Source organism: Mesorhizobium sp. M0491 (genome assembly GCF_040321265.1).
Lineage (GTDB): Bacteria > Pseudomonadota > Alphaproteobacteria > Rhizobiales > Rhizobiaceae > Mesorhizobium.
The window spans coordinates 1-14,706 of record NZ_JAMYRE010000024.1 but is presented as its reverse complement, the minus strand read 5'-3'; the positions used below and the strand labels follow the sequence as shown (position 1 = coordinate 14,706).

General features: G+C 63.7%; 16 protein-coding genes. 10 read left to right on the top strand and 6 right to left on the bottom strand.

The window, feature by feature from the left end; all coding sequences use genetic code 11:
• Window positions 1-4 precede the first annotated feature (4 nt).
• The 4 genes from NKI69_RS26450 to NKI69_RS26435 all read right to left on the bottom strand — a co-directional run bounded on the left by NKI69_RS26450 (window position 5) and on the right by NKI69_RS26435 (window position 4,067).
• A complete protein-coding gene (locus NKI69_RS26450) occupies window positions 5-1,135 on the bottom strand; it encodes a CaiB/BaiF CoA transferase family protein (protein WP_023809534.1) in 1,131 nt (376 codons plus the stop codon).
• Window positions 1,128-1,868 (bottom strand): NAD(P)H-dependent oxidoreductase, encoded by a 741-nt coding sequence (locus tag NKI69_RS26445; RefSeq protein WP_352722832.1) that lies wholly within the window; start codon window positions 1,866-1,868, stop codon window positions 1,128-1,130. The genes NKI69_RS26450 and NKI69_RS26445 overlap by 8 nt, the downstream gene beginning before the upstream one ends.
• A 9-nt stretch (window positions 1,869-1,877) precedes the next feature.
• Entirely contained in the window at window positions 1,878-3,026 is a 1,149-nt protein-coding gene (locus NKI69_RS26440) for an acyl-CoA dehydrogenase family protein (protein ID WP_352722831.1), read from the bottom strand.
• A gap of 105 nt (window positions 3,027-3,131) precedes the next feature.
• The gene (locus NKI69_RS26435; protein ID WP_352722830.1) at window positions 3,132-4,067 is read right to left on the bottom strand and encodes a LysR family transcriptional regulator; all 936 of its coding nucleotides are present in this window, start codon (window positions 4,065-4,067) and stop codon (window positions 3,132-3,134) included.
• A gap of 101 nt (window positions 4,068-4,168) precedes the next feature.
• Between NKI69_RS26435 and NKI69_RS26430 the strand changes: the two genes are divergently transcribed.
• From NKI69_RS26430 to NKI69_RS26410, 5 genes are all read left to right on the top strand, one after another.
• Complete coding sequence (locus NKI69_RS26430) at window positions 4,169-4,741, top strand: thiamine pyrophosphate-binding protein (RefSeq protein ID WP_352551631.1); 573 nt, start codon at window positions 4,169-4,171, stop codon at window positions 4,739-4,741.
• Window positions 4,742-4,746: 5 nt separating this feature from the next.
• Window positions 4,747-5,334 carry a thiamine pyrophosphate-dependent enzyme gene (locus tag NKI69_RS26425; RefSeq protein ID WP_352722829.1) on the top strand — a complete coding sequence of 196 codons (588 nt, stop codon included), beginning with the start codon at window positions 4,747-4,749 and terminating at the stop codon, window positions 5,332-5,334.
• 8 nt (window positions 5,335-5,342) lie between these two features.
• On the top strand, window positions 5,343-6,821 hold the full coding sequence (locus NKI69_RS26420; protein WP_352722828.1) for an aldehyde dehydrogenase: 1,479 nt from the start codon (window positions 5,343-5,345) through the stop codon (window positions 6,819-6,821).
• Window positions 6,822-6,910: 89 nt separating this feature from the next.
• The gene (locus NKI69_RS26415; protein ID WP_023809528.1) at window positions 6,911-7,690 is read left to right on the top strand and encodes an SDR family NAD(P)-dependent oxidoreductase; all 780 of its coding nucleotides are present in this window, start codon (window positions 6,911-6,913) and stop codon (window positions 7,688-7,690) included.
• Window positions 7,691-7,710: 20 nt separating this feature from the next.
• Window positions 7,711-8,160, top strand: a complete 450-nt coding sequence (locus NKI69_RS26410; protein WP_352551630.1) for a VOC family protein — start codon at window positions 7,711-7,713, stop codon at window positions 8,158-8,160.
• Window positions 8,161-8,206: 46 nt separating this feature from the next.
• Here the strand turns inward: NKI69_RS26410 and NKI69_RS26405 are convergent, their stop codons facing one another.
• Window positions 8,207-8,860 (bottom strand): GntR family transcriptional regulator, encoded by a 654-nt coding sequence (locus tag NKI69_RS26405; RefSeq protein WP_027167548.1) that lies wholly within the window; start codon window positions 8,858-8,860, stop codon window positions 8,207-8,209.
• A 106-nt stretch (window positions 8,861-8,966) separates the two neighbouring features.
• Entirely contained in the window at window positions 8,967-10,145 is a 1,179-nt protein-coding gene (locus NKI69_RS26400; protein ID WP_352722827.1) for an NAD(P)/FAD-dependent oxidoreductase, read from the bottom strand.
• 203 nt (window positions 10,146-10,348) lie between these two features.
• On the opposite strand from NKI69_RS26400, the gene NKI69_RS26395 reads away from it, so the two are divergent.
• From NKI69_RS26395 to NKI69_RS26375, 5 genes are read left to right on the top strand one after another with little or no spacing between them, the layout of a single operon-like run.
• Entirely contained in the window at window positions 10,349-11,551 is a 1,203-nt protein-coding gene (locus tag NKI69_RS26395; protein WP_352675250.1) for a pyridoxal phosphate-dependent aminotransferase, read from the top strand.
• Between the two features lie 8 nt (window positions 11,552-11,559).
• Window positions 11,560-12,009 carry an acetyl-CoA carboxylase biotin carboxyl carrier protein gene (locus tag NKI69_RS26390; protein ID WP_352722826.1) on the top strand — a complete coding sequence of 150 codons (450 nt, stop codon included), beginning with the start codon at window positions 11,560-11,562 and terminating at the stop codon, window positions 12,007-12,009.
• Between the two features lie 5 nt (window positions 12,010-12,014).
• Entirely contained in the window at window positions 12,015-13,388 is a 1,374-nt protein-coding gene (accC, locus tag NKI69_RS26385; RefSeq protein WP_352722825.1) for an acetyl-CoA carboxylase biotin carboxylase subunit, read from the top strand.
• Window positions 13,378-13,767, top strand: a complete 390-nt coding sequence (locus NKI69_RS26380; RefSeq protein ID WP_023809521.1) for an acetyl-CoA carboxylase biotin carboxyl carrier protein — start codon at window positions 13,378-13,380, stop codon at window positions 13,765-13,767. The genes accC and NKI69_RS26380 overlap by 11 nt, the downstream gene beginning before the upstream one ends.
• Window positions 13,768-13,804: 37 nt before the next feature.
• Entirely contained in the window at window positions 13,805-14,578 is a 774-nt protein-coding gene (locus tag NKI69_RS26375) for a LamB/YcsF family protein (RefSeq protein WP_352675242.1), read from the top strand.
• Window positions 14,579-14,706: the final 128 nt, after the last annotated feature.

Genomic DNA, 14,706 nt, shown 5'->3' with positions numbered 1-14,706 from the left:
CTCGTCAGGCGGCGAATTCGGACCGGATCCGGTCCGTATCGGCGCCAAGGGCGGGAACGCTGGGGACCGTTGCGAACCCCTCCGACCGCCCTGCCGGCATCGGCACGGAGATGCGCCTGCCGTCCGGCAGCGCCACCTCTGTCCGGCGCAACGCCTTGTGGTGCGGCAGGTCGTTCATTGCGCTCACCTGGCCCCAGGCGATCTGCGCCTCGTTGAGACGGTTTATAGCCACTTCGCAGTCGATTGCCGCGAAGATCGGTTCGATCTCGGCGTCGAGTGCCGTGCGATTGGCCACCCGCCAGGCATTGGTGGCGAAGCGTTCGTCGGCGAACAGATCCTGCCTTTGCAGCACGAGCGTGCAGAAGCGCTTCCATTCATTGTTCTGCTGGATGGACACGACCACGCTGCCATCCCGACAGGCATAGGGTCGATAGGGGTAGATCGAAGCGTGCGCCAGGCCATATCTCTGGGTCTCACGGCCCGCATATTCGTAGTGCAGCAGCGGCACGGTCATCCAATCGGCCATGGCGTCGAACATGGCAATCTCGACAATGCGACCGCGCCCAGTCTTCTGGCGCGCGAGCAAGGCTTCGAGGATCGCTGCATGGGCATTCATGCCGGTGGCGATGTCGGCGGCGGAAACCCCGACCTTGCTCGGCGTGTCCGGTGTGCCGGTAACGGCGCAGATGCCGCTTTCGGCCTGCACCAGCATGTCGTAGGCGCGCATGGCCGCGTAGGGCGTGTCCTGCCCGTAGCCAACGATGTTGATGGCTATCAGCCGAGGAAACTCCTTCGCGATTGTATCGGCCGAGAGGCCGAGCCTGTCGATGGCGCCCGGCACGAGATTCTGCACGAGGACGTCGGCGCGCGCGACCATCCGGTGCAGGAGAGCCAGGTCGTGCTCGGTCTTCAGGTCGAGCACCGCGCTCTCCTTGCCGCGGTTGAGCCAGACGAAGTAAGCGGACATGCCCTCCACTGCGGAATCGTAGTGACGCGCGGTTTCGCCTTCCGGGCGCTCGATCTTCACGACGCGTGCGCCGGCATCGGCAAGGCGGACCGTGCAGAGCGGAGCGGCGACGGCCTGCTCGATCGAAACGACAAACAGGCCCTCCAGTGGGCGGGCGCCGTCAGACATTGCGCTGCACTCCCGAGCGCGCCAGCACACCAGGCTTCAGCCGCTCGTTCTTGCCGTAGTCCTCGGCTGCGTGGAAGAACAGATGCGGCGTGCCATCAATGTCCTCAAGCCTCTTGCGGTAGGCTTCCAGATAGGCCTTGCGGCCATCGTCGCCGACACGGCCCGGCATATAGGCGACGAAGGGCGGCAGCACGTCGAAGCCGGAATAGCGCAGCAGACCATTGTGGATCGGCCACAGCACCGTGAGGATGTCGCCGTCGATGCCATCGGGCGCGTAGGTGTCGGCCGACGTGCCCGTGGTGGCGGCCACCATGGCGAGCTTTCCCCTGAACATGCCGGTGTCGTATTTGCGGCCCGGCATATAGGCGAAACCGCGCGCGAAGACGCGATCGGCCCAGCCCTTGAGCATTGCAGGCATTCCGAACCACCAGACCGGGAACTGGAACAGCACGAAGTCCGCCCGCTTCAGTTTTTCGATCTCGGTATTGATGTCGGCCGAGAGTGCGCCGGTCTCGTAGGCGGCGGTCTGCTCGCGCGACAGGCTGAAGAAGTCCGGATCGTTGCGCTCGCCTGATATGTCGCCAGGCCCGGCGACAGGATTGAAGCCCATCGCATAGAGGTCGCTGACGACGACGTCGTGGCCTGCGCGGGTCAGGGTCTCCACGGCGAGATCCTTCATGGCGCCGTTGAAGGATTTTGCTTCCGGGTGGGCATAGACGATGAGGACGTTCACGGACGACTCCTAGTAGGAACGCGGCAGTCCAAGCACGTGCTCGGAAAGGTATGACAGGATGAGGTTGGTCGAGATCGGCGCGACCTGATAGAGACGCGTCTCGCGGAACTTGCGCTCGACATCGTATTCTTCAGCGAAACCGAACCCGCCATAAGTCTGGATGCAGACATTGGCGGCTTCGTTCGAAGCGTCGGCCGCCAGCATCTTGGCCATGTTCGCTTCGGCGCCGGGGTTCTTGCCGGCCTCGTAGAGGCTCAGCGCCTCGCGCACCATCAATTCGGCCGCGCGCATGTTGACGTAGGCCCTTGCGATCGGAAACTGGATGCCCTGGTTCTGGCCGATCGCCCGGCCAAACACATGCCGCTCCTTTGCGTAGGTGCTTGCCTTTTCGATGAACCATTTCGCATCGCCAACGCATTCGGCGGCAATCAGGATACGCTCGGCGTTCATGCCCGAGAGGATGTAGCGGAATCCCTTTCCCTCTTCGCCGATCATGTTTTCGGCCGGCACGCGCAGATCGTCGAAGAAGACCTCGGTGGTGGCATGGTTCATCATGGTGCGGATCGGCCGGATGGTGAGGCCGTTGCCAACGGCTTCGCGCATGTCGACGATGAGGACGGAGAGGCCGTCGGTCTTCTTCATGCCGTCCTTCAGCGGTGTGGTCCGCGCCAGAAGCAGCATCAAATCCGAATGCTCGGCGCGGCTGGTCCAGATCTTCTGGCCCTTGACCACGAAATGATCGCCATCGAGGCGAGCAGTGGTCTTGAGCGCACCCGTGTCGGTGCCGCTGGTCGGTTCCGTGACGCCGAAGGCCTGCAGGCGCAATTCTCCTGTGGCGACCTTCGGCAGATATCGCTGCTTCTGGGCTTCCGAGCCGTGGCGAACAAGCGTGCCCATCGTGTACATCTGGGCATGGCAGGCGCCGCCATTGCAGCCGGCGCGCTGGATTTCCTCCAGCACGGCAGCGGCGGCCGAAAGCGGCAGGCCCGAGCCATCATAGGCCTCCGGGATCAGGATCGAGAGCCAGCCGGCCTCCGTCAACGCTGCGACGAATTCACCGGGGTAGGTCATGTCCCTGTCGAGTGCGCGCCAGTATTCTCCGGGAAAGCGCGCGCACAACCTGGCGACGGCATCGCGAATGTCCTGGTAGTGTTCCATGAGGTTTGTCCGGCTTTTCGTCTTGCTGCAGGCCTCACTATCGCGCCTCGACGCCCTATCCGCAATGCAAGGCAGGCGTGAGCAGATATAACGAAATTCAAATGCTTATGGCGGAGGACCGAGAAGCTGGCCAACCCAGACGGCCCGCCCGACAAGATCCTTGGCGATGTCCTCGATCGCTTGTCCGGCAAACCGCGCCAGCCGCGAGGCAGGCCGGTCCGCCGGGTATGCAAGGATCAGGCGGCGCACGGGCACCGGATCGATCAACGGCGCGGCGGTGAGCAGCCCGGCGGTCACGTCGGCATGGATAGGAGCGAGCGGCAGGATCGTCCAGCCATGGCCGTTGCGCACTAGGTCCTTCAGCGCGGAGTATGAGTCCGCTTCGATGCCGACATCGAGCGTGATGCCGGCATCCGTGGCGCAGCGTTCGACGATGATGCGCAACCCGTGCTTGATGCTGGGCAGCAGCAGGCGCTTGCCCGCGAGCGAGGCGAACGATACGGCGCGCACGGTTGAAAAACCCGCGTCCGGCGGTCCGATCAGGAACAGGTTTTCCAGGAGCAGCGGGCGCGAGCGCAGCGAACGCGCCATGCGCGGGTCGTAGAGCACCGCAACGTCCACCTCGCCGCGGTGCATCCAGTCCAGCAGATAGCCGGTGTAGGCACTGACAAGCCTGAGCTTGGCCTTGGGATGGGCCTTGCCGAAGGCGGCCGCCAGCGGTAGCGAAATAATGTCGGCAACGGTGGGCGGCAGGCCGATGGCCACTTCGCCGGTTAGCGGCGCATCGGCGGGCGTGGCCGTGGCGCGAATCTCGTCAATCTCGGCCATCACGCGCATGGCGTGTGTCAGCACCTCCTTGCCTTGCTCGGACAGCACCATGCCGCGTCCGTGGCGCAGGAAAAGTGCAAAGCCCAATTCCTCCTCCAGCATGCGTACCTGCCGACTGAGTGCCGGCTGCGCGATGTGCAGCCGGTCGGCAGCCTTGCTGAGGCTGCCGAGTTCGGCGACGTGGATGAGCGTGCGTAGCTGCGATAACTCCATGAGCTATCGAATATCATTATATCTGATCACAATAAAGGGACGAAGATTAGATCGGACAGCCGAGGTAACCTGGTTCCAATCCAAATTCCCGGGGGTCCAAGGTGACGGCGAGCATAGAAGCAAAACATCCGCAAGCGGCAGCACTTGCAGCCGCTCCGGCGGCGTCTGAAAAGCAGTGGCCGGATCAGGTCTATGACGTGCTCAAGGCCGCCGGCATCAGCCAGATGTCCTACGTGCCCGACGCAGGCCACACCACATTGATTGAGCGCTTCAGCACGGATCCCGAGGTTGTCACCAATGTGCTGACGACGGAGGAGGAGGGCATCGCCATTGCCGCAGGCTCCTGGCTCGGCGGCAAGCGGAGCGTCGTGCTCATGCAATCCTCAGGCGTCGGCAATTGCATCAACATGCTGTCGCTTCCCGTGCAGGCGCGCTTTCCCCTGCTCGTCCTGGTGACGATGCGAGGCGAGTGGGCCGAGTTCAATCCGTGGCAGGTGCCGATGGGGCAGGCGACGGAGGCCTCGCTGAAGGCGATCGGCCTCAGGGTGCTGCGCGCCGAGACCGGTCCCGATCTCGTGGAGACGGTGGCGCAGGCAGCCTTGATGGCTTTCGACGCCGACCAGCAGATTGCCGTGCTGATCGGGCAGCGGCTGCTCGGCAAGAAGAAGTGGTGAGCGACATGAATTTACCGACGATGGACCGCCGGGTTGCGGTGAAGAAGCTGCTCGACGCCCGCGATGGCGCCCTGGTCGTGACCGGTCTCGGCTCGCCGAGCTACGACGTGCATGCTGCCGGTGACCGCAACGACAACTATTATCTGTGGGGCGCCATGGGCGGTGCTGCGCTGATCGGCCTGGGGCTTGCCCAGGCCCAGCCCGACAAGCGGGTCATGGTGATCACCGGAGATGGCGAACAGCTCATGGCGTTCGGTTCGCTGGCGACGATCTCGGTGGCGCGGCCGAAAAATCTCGACCTGATCGTGCTCGACAACCAGCATTTCGGCGAGACCGGCATGCAGTCGAGCCATACCGGCAAGGGCATTGGTTTCGACAAGGTCGCGGCCGCTTGCGGTTTTTCGAAGACCGCCGAGCTGCGTACGCTGGAGGAGGTCGACACGCTGTGTGAAGAGCTTCGGCATCCGGCCGACGGTCCGCGCCTTTTCGTGCTGAAAATCACCGCCGAGAACCTGCCGCGCTCGCTGCCGCCGCGCGACGCGGTCGAGGTCAAGAACCGCTTTCGCGCCCATCTGGGCTTTACCACCTGTTGAGGACCGATATGGCGCTGGTCAGTTTCCAGAACACGGTCGGCGGTCGGTTGCAATCGACAGCCGATACATTCGAGAGCCATGATCCGTTCACCGGCAGGCCCTGGGCGCTGATTCCGCGCGATGGACAGGCCGAGGTGGATGCCGCCGTAGCCTCCGCCAAGGCTGCTTTCCGGTCGAAGGAGTGGGCCGGGATCACGCCCACCGCGCGCGGCAAGCTGCTCGTGCGGCTGGCTGAGCTGATCGCGGAGAACGCGGATCGCATTGCCGCCATCGAGACGCGCGACAATGGCAAGCTGCTCACCGAAATGACGGCACAGCTGCGCTATATCCCGGAATGGTTCCGCTATTTCGGCGGTCTTGCCGACAAGATCGAAGGTGCGGTGCTGCCGATCGACAAGGCTGGCATGTTCGCTTTCACCCGCCACGAGCCGCTGGGTGTCATTGCAGCGATCGTGCCCTGGAATTCGCCGCTTTTGCTCCTGACATGGAAGCTCGCGCCGCTGCTGGCGGCAGGCAACACTGTCGTCATCAAACCGTCGGAACACGCCTCGGCCTCGACGCTGGAGTTCGTGAAACTGTTTGCGCGGGCAGGCTTCCCGCCCGGCGTGGTCAACACCGTTACCGGCATGCCGCTTGATGTCGGCGCGCCACTCGTCTCTCATCCCGACGTCGCCAAGATCGCCTTCACCGGTGGTGAGCCTGGCGGGATCGCGGTCTATCGGGCGGCTGCCGAACAGTTAAAAGTCGTCACGCTGGAGCTCGGCGGCAAATCGGCCAACATCGTCTTCGACGACGCCGATATCGAGAGCGCGGTCAACGGCGCGATCTCAGGCATCTTCGCGGCCAGCGGCCAGACCTGCATCGCGGGTTCGCGGCTGCTGGTGCATCGCAAAATCCACGACCGGTTCGTGGAGAGCGTCATAACGCTGGCGGCCAGCGCTCGACTGGGCAATCCGGCGCTGCAAGAGACGCAGGTGGGGCCGATCACCACGCAAGCCCAGCGCGAGAAGGTGCTGTCCTATCTCGGCATCGCGCGCCGCGAGGGTGCGCTTTGCGTGCTGGGCGGCGGCAAGCCGGCCTCGGGTGAATTGGCCGAGGGCTGGTTCGTCGAGCCCACCATCTTCACCGGCGTGAACAACACCATGCGGATCGCGCGCGAAGAGGTGTTCGGACCGATCCTTTCGGTCATTCCGTTCGACGACGAGGAAGAGGCTTTCGCCATTGCCAATGACAGCCCCTACGGGCTGGCGGCAGGAATATGGACCAGCGACATGGGCCGGGCGTTGCGCGGCGCGGCCGCAATGGAGACGGGGATGGTCTGGATCAATTCATACCGTGCCGTCTCCTACATGGCGCCCTTCGGCGGCTACAAGAGGAGCGGTATCGGGCGCGAAAGCGGGCAGGATGCCATCAATTCCTATCTGCAGACCAAGACGGTGTGGATAGACACCGCCGGCAAGACCGCCAATCCCTTCGTTATCCGCTAGGCTAGGCTTCGGTGGGAGAATCCCCTAGCCAAGCTCGGCCCATACTCCTTGAGACGGTGGCCGACTTACAAATGATCGAAGGATTGGACATGAGACAGGCAGGCAAGGTGGCTGTTGTCACAGGCGCGGCGCGCGGCATCGGACGCGCTTGCGCAGAACGCTTTTTGGCCGAAGGCGCGAAGCTCGTGCTCGGCGACATCAATGCCGTGGAGCTAGAAAAATGTGCCGCTGAAATCGGCACCACCGACAGCGTCCTGGCGGTCGTTACGGATGTCAGCAAGAAGGAACAGATCGATGGGCTGATTGCAGCGGCGGTGGCGAAGTTCGGCCGTGTCGACATCATGGTCAACAATGCCGGCATCGCTCCGGTCCAGGACTTTCTCGACATCACAGAGGCGGACTACGACAGGGTTCTCGCCGTCAATCTGAAGGGCGCGTTCATGGGCACCCAGGCCGCAGCCCGCCAGATGATCGCGCAAGGTGGAGGCGGCGTCATCATCAACATGTCGTCGATCAATTCGGGCCTCGCCAACCCGCGCGTCGCCACCTACGCGATCTCCAAGGGCGGCATGAACCAGGTCACCAGCACCGCGGCCGTCGCCTTCGCTCCCCATGGCATCCGTGTGGTCGGTGTCGGCCCGGGCACCATCGCCACGGACATGGTCATGGACGGGACATTCATCGATTCGGAAGAAATGAGACGGGCGGTTCTTTCGCGGACACCGCTCGGGCGCCTCGGCACGGCAGCCGAGATCGCCTCGGTCGTGGCGTTCCTGGCCAGCGACGACGCTTCCTACATCACCGGCGAGACGATCTACCCCGACGGGGGGCGCCGCGTGCTGAACTATACGGTCCCGATCAAGGAGTGAGAAGAATGGGGAGTGACGACATGGGTAATTTCGAAAAGCTGCATCACATCTGCATCGTCGTGCACGATATCGACAAGGCGCAGGCCTACTATGACTCCATAAGCATCGGGCCATGGGAGTCCTATCCGCCGCTGGCCGAATACGAAGAACTGCAGGTCCCAAGCCCCGAGGGTTTCAAGGCGATGCAATATCGGATTTGCAACTTGCCGAACGTTCAGCTGCAGCTGTGCCAGCCGAACGGCGATCCTTCACCGCAGCGAATTCATCTCGACAGCAAGGGTGAAGGTGTCTTCCATATCGGCTTCGAGGTTCGTGATGCGGACGCAGCCGAAACCAAGGCGAAAACCGACGGACTTGCCGTGCTGATGCGCGGGCGCCGGGAAAACCGCACCGGCTTCACCTACTACGACACAGCCGACAAGGCAGGCGTGATCCTGCTGACCCGGGCGACCAATCTGCCCGGCAAATGATCTTCGCGCGAAGGATTGGGGCTGGACAAGGAGACGGGGCGACTGATCAGCTGCCCCGCAATTCCTGAAGCCGGTCGACCAGGAATTTGCCGCTGGTGATGATATGCATTTCCAAAAGGCCGACGGCGCGCAGCGTATCCTTGGCTTCGCACAGGTCGATGAGCTGCCAGTGGTCGCGGTCGGACTGGGCCTGGATCTCGGTGAGCGTCACCATCATGCGCGTGTAGCGTTCCAGCTGCTGGTAGATGCGCCCGACCAGTTCGATCGTCGCCTTGCGGCCGGACGGCGCGTAGAGCGCGGCGTGGAAGTTCCAGTTGAGCTGGTTCGAGTACTCGCCGGTCTTGCCCTGCTCCTGGTGCTGCTTTGCGCGCTCGCGGGCCAGCGCGAGGTCTGCCTCCGTCATCCTTGGAATGGCTAGGGCCAGCAGCCATGTTTCGATCCGGGCTCGCAATTCGTAGAGCTCGAGGATCTCGTCCAGGGAAATGGAGGTGACGACGGCGCCCTTGTGGGAAACCAGCGTGACGAAGCCTTCCGAATGAAGCTGATGCAGCGCCTCTCGCACCGGAATTCGGCTGACGCCGAACTCGGTGGCCAGATGCTCCTGCCGCAGCTGGAAGTTGGCCTCGTATTCGCCGATCAGGATCTTCTGCCTGATGGCATCGGCGACCTGGGTCGAGATGGTTTTCTTCTGTACGAGCATGAATCAGCCTGAGGCGGCCACCGTGTTTGTTGACTGGCGCCGTTTTGATTGAAGAAGTGGACGCATAGCACCGTTGTCACTGCGATGCCATGTCGCCCGTTTCGCTTCAGTAGACATGTTCCTCGATAGGCTGATTGCCAGCGATCCGTTCGTAGCGGAAGGCCGACAGGTCGACAGAGCGGTACTCGCCATAGGCAATGAGATCACTGACGCCCGACCCGGTCGCCGCTGCATGCATCATGCCGTGGCCGCTGAAGCCGGTGGCCAGGACAAAGTTCGACACCTCGGGATGCCGGCCGATGATGCCGCTGTGGTCGAAGGTGTTGTATTCGTAGAGCCCCGCCCAGGCGCGCAGCATCCGCAATTGCTCAAACCCGGGCACACGATGGGCGAGCGCCGGCCAGATCAACTCGTCGAACAGGTCGTAATCCACATCCAAGCCAAAATCGTCTGGATCGTTGTCGCGCACCGGCGGAATACCGCACAGGAAGAGCTGACCTTCCGGCCGCAGCCAGAAGCCGCTCGTGTCGAAGACGAAGGGGCAGTTTTCGATCCTTGCCGGCGTTTCGAAGACGAAGACGCAGCGCTTGCTCGGGACAACCGGCAGCTCGGCGCCGGCCATCATGGCAATGCCCGCGCTCCATGGTCCGGCCGCGTTGATCACCGTGCCGGCGGCAAGCCGGTCGCCATTGTCGAGCACCACTTCGCCGACCTTTTGGGGAGACGCCATGGTCAGTCCGGTCACCGTCGCGGCAAGATAGTTCACGCCCTGCGTGCGCGCCTTCCGACGGAAGGCCTGCATCAGGCCGGGGCCGTCGAACCAGCCTTCGCTGCCAAGGCCGAGCGAGCCAAGGGCGAGATCGTCCGTGTTGAGCCACGGGAAGCGTCGTGCCAGATCGACCTGCTCGATCAGTTCGGCGTCGACGCCCATGCCGCGCTGAACGCGATTCTTGGCACGCTGCGCGTCTGCCCGCTCGGGTGTCGCCAGCACGAGGTAGCCGGGCTCATGCAGGCCGATGTCGGCCAACTCGTCGCCGATGGCAAGCCGCGTCTTTACCTGGCGCAGGAAGTCGATGCTGAACTTCGACATGGCAATGTTGGGCGCCGTGCCGAACTGCTGGCGGATGGCGCTGGTCGACAAGGAAGACGAGGACGCCGTGTAGTACGGGTCCCGCTCGATCACCGCGATCCTGCCATCGAAATCCGGATTGGCTGACAGAAAGTAGGCGATCGAGCTGCCGACAACGCCACCGCCGACGATCACCACATCATAGCTTGTGCCCATACCAATCGCGTTCCCTATCTCGAATATCATCCGTGGCGACAAGGATTGGATATCTTCCTCTATCGGTCCACGTCCAAAACGAGACATAACCCGGTCTTCGATGCAGAAAAAGAGGTTTGACGTGAAAAACAGAATACATTATCCAATTTATAACAGATATCACCTGCCCGGCAACGTCGCGGCAGCCATGCCGAGGATTTCCCGTGGGCCTCATCGCTCCCCGTCTCGACGTCATCAAGCCAAGCCCCAGTATGGCGGTCACCGCGCGGGCAATCGAAATGCGCTCGGCCGGCATCGACGTCATCAGCCTGAGCGCCGGCGAACCGGATTTTCCGACGCCTCCGCACATCGTCGAGGCAGCCTACGAGGCGATGCGCAGAGGTGAGACGCGCTATACGGCGGTCGACGGCACCGCCGCGCTGAAGAAGGCGGTGGCCGGAAAATTCAGGCGCGAGAACGGCCTCGATTACAAGCCTTCGCAAATCAGTGTCGCGGGCGGCGCAAAGCAGATCATCTACAACGCCCTGCTGGCAACGCTGGCCCCCGGCGACGAGGTGGTTGTTCCAGCGCCCTATTGGGTTTCCTACACCGACATCGTCCTGCTCGGCGAAGGCAAGCCCGTGGTCGTTCCCTGCACGGAGGCGCAGGATTTCAAACTGACACCGCAAGCCCTGCGAGCCGCGATCACCGGGCGCACCAAATGGCTGCTGCTCAACACGCCTTCCAACCCGACAGGCGCCGTCTACAGCCGCGACGAACTTGCGGGGCTGGCGGGGGTGTTGCTCGATCACCCGCATGTGCACGTTCTGACCGACGACATCTACGAGCATATCCTGTTCGATGGACGTACCTTCCATACCATCGCCGGCGTCGAGCCGAGGCTGAAGGACCGTACGCTGACAGTGAACGGGGTGTCGAAGGCCTATGCCATGACCGGCTGGCGGATCGGCTATGCCGGCGGGCCGGAACCGCTGATCCGCGCCATGGCGACCGTGCAGAGCCAAAGCACGTCGAACCCGTCATCCATCTCGCAGGCCGCGACCATTGCCGCACTGGAAGGTGCCCAGGACTTTCTTCGCCCTCGGGCGCTCGAATTCCAGGCTCGGCGCGACCGCGCTCTGGAGCTGCTGCGCAAGATTCCCGGCCTTACCTGCCAGACCCCCGAGGGCGCCTTCTATCTCTATCCCAATTGCTCGGCCCTGATCGGCCGTCGCCGCCCGGACGGCACTCCTATCGGCAGCGACGACGACTTCTCGCTTTACCTGCTCGATCAGGCGCGGGTCGCGGTGGTGCAGGGCTCTGCCTACGGCCTGTCGCCGCATTTCCGCATTTCCATAGCCACGTCGATGGACCTGATCCAAAAAGCGATCGGGCGTATCGCCGAGGCTGTCGAAGCGCTGCGATAGGGCCGGCGATGGATCTCGACTTCGTCCAGAAGCTGATCGAATTTGTCTCGCGTTCGCCCATTGCCGAGTTGGAGATCGAGCGCGATGGCGTTCGTATCCGCATGTCCAGGCAGGGGGTGCTGGCGCAATCCGCGTCGCAGCCTTCGCCGCAGTCGGGGTCAGCCGCCGGCCCTGCCGTCTTCACAAATCCGGCTTCGACAGCTCCGCCCATCGCGCGGCATTCGATCCGCGCGCCGCTGACCGGCGTGTTCTACCGTTCCGGCACCGAAGGCGAACCGCCGCTCGCTTCGGTTGGCGATGTGCTCGTGGAAGGGCAGAAGGTCGGTGTTCTCGAAGCCATGAAGACGTTCAATGTCGTGGAATGCGATCGCGCTGGGCGGATCGTCCAGATCGCGTTCGACGACCATGCCGCCGTGCGGTCCGGCGATGTGCTGTTCGTTCTCGAAGATTTGGGCTAGCGGCGATGTTCGACACCGTCCTTATCGCCAACCGCGGTGAAATCGCCCTGCGCATCCTGCGCGCCTGCCGCGATCTCGGATTGAAGACGGTGGCAGCGCACTCGGAAGCCGACGCGAGCCTTCGCCATGTCGCGCTGGCGGACAGGGCGATCTGCATCGGGCCGGCTGCCGTGACGGAGAGCTATCTCAATATCGCCGAGATCATCGCGGCCGCGCAACTCACCGGCGCGGGCGCGATCCATCCGGGCTATGGTTTTCTCTCGGAAAACGCCGCCTTCGCTGAGGCCGTCGAAAATGCCGGCCTCGCCTTCATCGGGCCGTCGGCCGCGGCGATCCGCACCATGGGCGACAAGGTCTCCGCCAAGCGCACGATGATCGCTGCCGGCGTTCCCTGCGTTGCAGGGTCGGAGGGGGCGCTGCCGCAGGACGAGCAGGCAGTGCGCGCCATTGCCGAGGCCATCGGCTATCCGGTCATCGTCAAGGCGGCGGGCGGCGGCGGCGGGCGCGGCATGCGCATCGTGCGCGAGCAGCGCGCTCTGTTGGAAGCCGTTTCGATGGCGGTGAAAGAGGCGGACCGGGCCTTCGGCAACCCGCAAGTCTATCTGGAGAAATTCCTTGAGCACCCGCGCCATATCGAGATTCAGATTCTGGCGGACAAGCATGGCAAGGCGGTGTGGTTAGGCGAGCGGGATTGCTCCATGCAGCGCCGCCACCAGAAGATCATTGAGGAGGCGCCGGCGCCCGGCATCGCCCGCGAGGCGATTGCCGAGATCGGCGAGTTGTGTGCCCACGCATGCCTAACCATCGGCTATACAGGCGCGGGCACGTTCGAATTCCTCTACGAGGACGGGCGCTTCTCTTTCATCGAGATGAACACCCGCGTGCAGGTGGAGCATCCCGTCACGGAACTTGTCACCGGCATCGATATCGTGCGCGAGCAGATCCGCATCGGCCGGGGCGAAGCCCTGTCGTTCAGCCAGGAAGACATCCGCATCCAGGGCCACGCCGTCGAATGCCGCATCAACGCTGAAGATCCCTACAGCTTTCGCCCGCATCCGGGCCGGGTCGAGCGCTGGACGCCGCCCGGCGGCCCGGGAATCCGCGTCGAATCGCATCTCTACTCCGGTTACACCGTGCCGCCGCACTACGATTCCCTGGTGGCCAAGCTGCTGGCGCATGGCGCGACGCGGGCCGAGGCGATCCGGCGCATGAGCGGCGCGCTGGGCGAGATGGAGGCTGTCGGCATCGCCACCAACGCGCCGCTCCACGGCCTCCTGATGGAGGAGCCCGGCTTTGCCGCCGGCGGCTTCGATATCCATCATCTTGAACGTCTCATTGAAGGCGGTCTGCTCCAGGGACGAGGCGGCGATGACGGTTGAGGAGCTCGAAAGGCTGGCCGGCTGGTGTGTTAGCGCCGGCATCGGCGAGATCGAAGTGTCGGAGGCCGGCTTTTCGTTGCGCCTGCACATGCAATCCGTTGTTCCCTCGACACCCGCGGCCGAAGCCCCGAAGGCCGAAACGGTCTTCAAAGGCGTGCGCGCGCCCGGCGTCGGCGTGTTCCGTCTCGATCATCCAACGACCGGTCGGCCGGTTGCCGACCCTGGCCAGGTGGTTCGCAAGGGCGAGACGGTCGGCGTCCTGCAGGTCGGCCCATGCCTGAAGGCCGTGCTCGCGCCGGTAGACGGCGTGCTGGGCGCGGCGCTGATCGAGGACGGAGCGGTCGTCGGCTACGGCACGCCGCTCTACGAGCTGGTGTGAAGCAAAGGCGATGGTTCGAACCACTGAGGAAAGCGCCATGGCGGCCCAAGGATTGCAGGTCGATATCAATTCCGACATGGGCGAGGGTTTTGGAGCCTACAGGCTCGGCGACGATGCGGCGATCCTCGACATCGTCAGTTCCGCCAATGTCGCCTGCGGCTTTCATGCCGGCGACCCCGAGATCATGGCTGCCACCTTCTCGATGGCGCGCGACAAGGGCGTTGCCGTTGGCGCGCATCCGAGCTTCGCCGATCTGTGGGGGTTCGGACGCCGCATCATTCCGCATTCCATGGATGAGATCGAAAGGCTGGTCGCCTACCAGATCGGCGCGGCGCAGGCGCTTTCCGCCTATGCCGGCCACCCGATCCGCTATGTGAAGGCGCATGGCGCGCTAGGCAATCTTACCCAGACCGATCGTGGCGTCGCCGAAGCGGTGACGCGCGCGGTCAAGGCCGTCGATCCCGGCCTGATCTGCCTGGTCATTGCGCTCGGCTTCCAGGACAGGATCGCGCGCGACGCTGGGCTGACGGTCAGGTCCGAGATATTCGCCGACCGCGCCTATACGGAGGAAGGCTTCCTTGTTTCGCGCAAGCTGGAAGGCGCTGTCATCCACGACGCCGAGAGGGCAGCCGAACGGGTCGTCCGAATGGTCAAGCAAGGCGCCATCGAGACGCTTTCCGGGCAGATGCTGCGGACGCCGATCGATTCGATCTGCGTCCACAGCGACACGCCGGCTGCCGTCGCCATCGCCGCGCATGTCAGGAGACGGCTTGAGGCAAGCGGCGTCAGGGTCAGAGCGTTCGCGGCCTAAGCGACCGAACGGTTACGCGGCCGTTCCGAAAGGCCCCGCCCCGGGGGGGTGAGCAACACCCGGTCCGGGGGGGCTGGCCCCGGTGGTAATGGTGTTTGGGGGGGACGGCGGGATAGGCCAAGGTGGTT

Bases quoted from the DNA above. Each gene is read 5' to 3' on its own strand.
- NKI69_RS26450 (WP_023809534.1), bottom strand. From the start codon at position 1,135: ATGTCTGACGGCGCCCGCCCACTGGAGGGCCTGTTTGTCGTTTCGATC.
- NKI69_RS26440 (WP_352722831.1), bottom strand. From the start codon at position 3,026: ATGGAACACTACCAGGACATTCGCGATGCCGTCGCCAGGTTGTGCGCG.
- NKI69_RS26435 (WP_352722830.1), bottom strand. From the start codon at position 4,067: ATGGAGTTATCGCAGCTACGCACGCTCATCCACGTCGCCGAACTCGGC.
- NKI69_RS26425 (WP_352722829.1), top strand. From the start codon at position 4,747: ATGAATTTACCGACGATGGACCGCCGGGTTGCGGTGAAGAAGCTGCTC.
- NKI69_RS26420 (WP_352722828.1), top strand. From the start codon at position 5,343: ATGGCGCTGGTCAGTTTCCAGAACACGGTCGGCGGTCGGTTGCAATCG.
- NKI69_RS26415 (WP_023809528.1), top strand. From the start codon at position 6,911: ATGAGACAGGCAGGCAAGGTGGCTGTTGTCACAGGCGCGGCGCGCGGC.
- NKI69_RS26410 (WP_352551630.1), top strand. From the start codon at position 7,711: ATGGGTAATTTCGAAAAGCTGCATCACATCTGCATCGTCGTGCACGAT.
- NKI69_RS26405 (WP_027167548.1), bottom strand. From the start codon at position 8,860: ATGCTCGTACAGAAGAAAACCATCTCGACCCAGGTCGCCGATGCCATC.
- NKI69_RS26400 (WP_352722827.1), bottom strand. From the start codon at position 10,145: ATGGGCACAAGCTATGATGTGGTGATCGTCGGCGGTGGCGTTGTCGGC.
- NKI69_RS26390 (WP_352722826.1), top strand. From the start codon at position 11,560: ATGGATCTCGACTTCGTCCAGAAGCTGATCGAATTTGTCTCGCGTTCG.
- accC (WP_352722825.1), top strand. From the start codon at position 12,015: ATGTTCGACACCGTCCTTATCGCCAACCGCGGTGAAATCGCCCTGCGC.
- NKI69_RS26380 (WP_023809521.1), top strand. From the start codon at position 13,378: ATGACGGTTGAGGAGCTCGAAAGGCTGGCCGGCTGGTGTGTTAGCGCC.
- NKI69_RS26375 (WP_352675242.1), top strand. From the start codon at position 13,805: ATGGCGGCCCAAGGATTGCAGGTCGATATCAATTCCGACATGGGCGAG.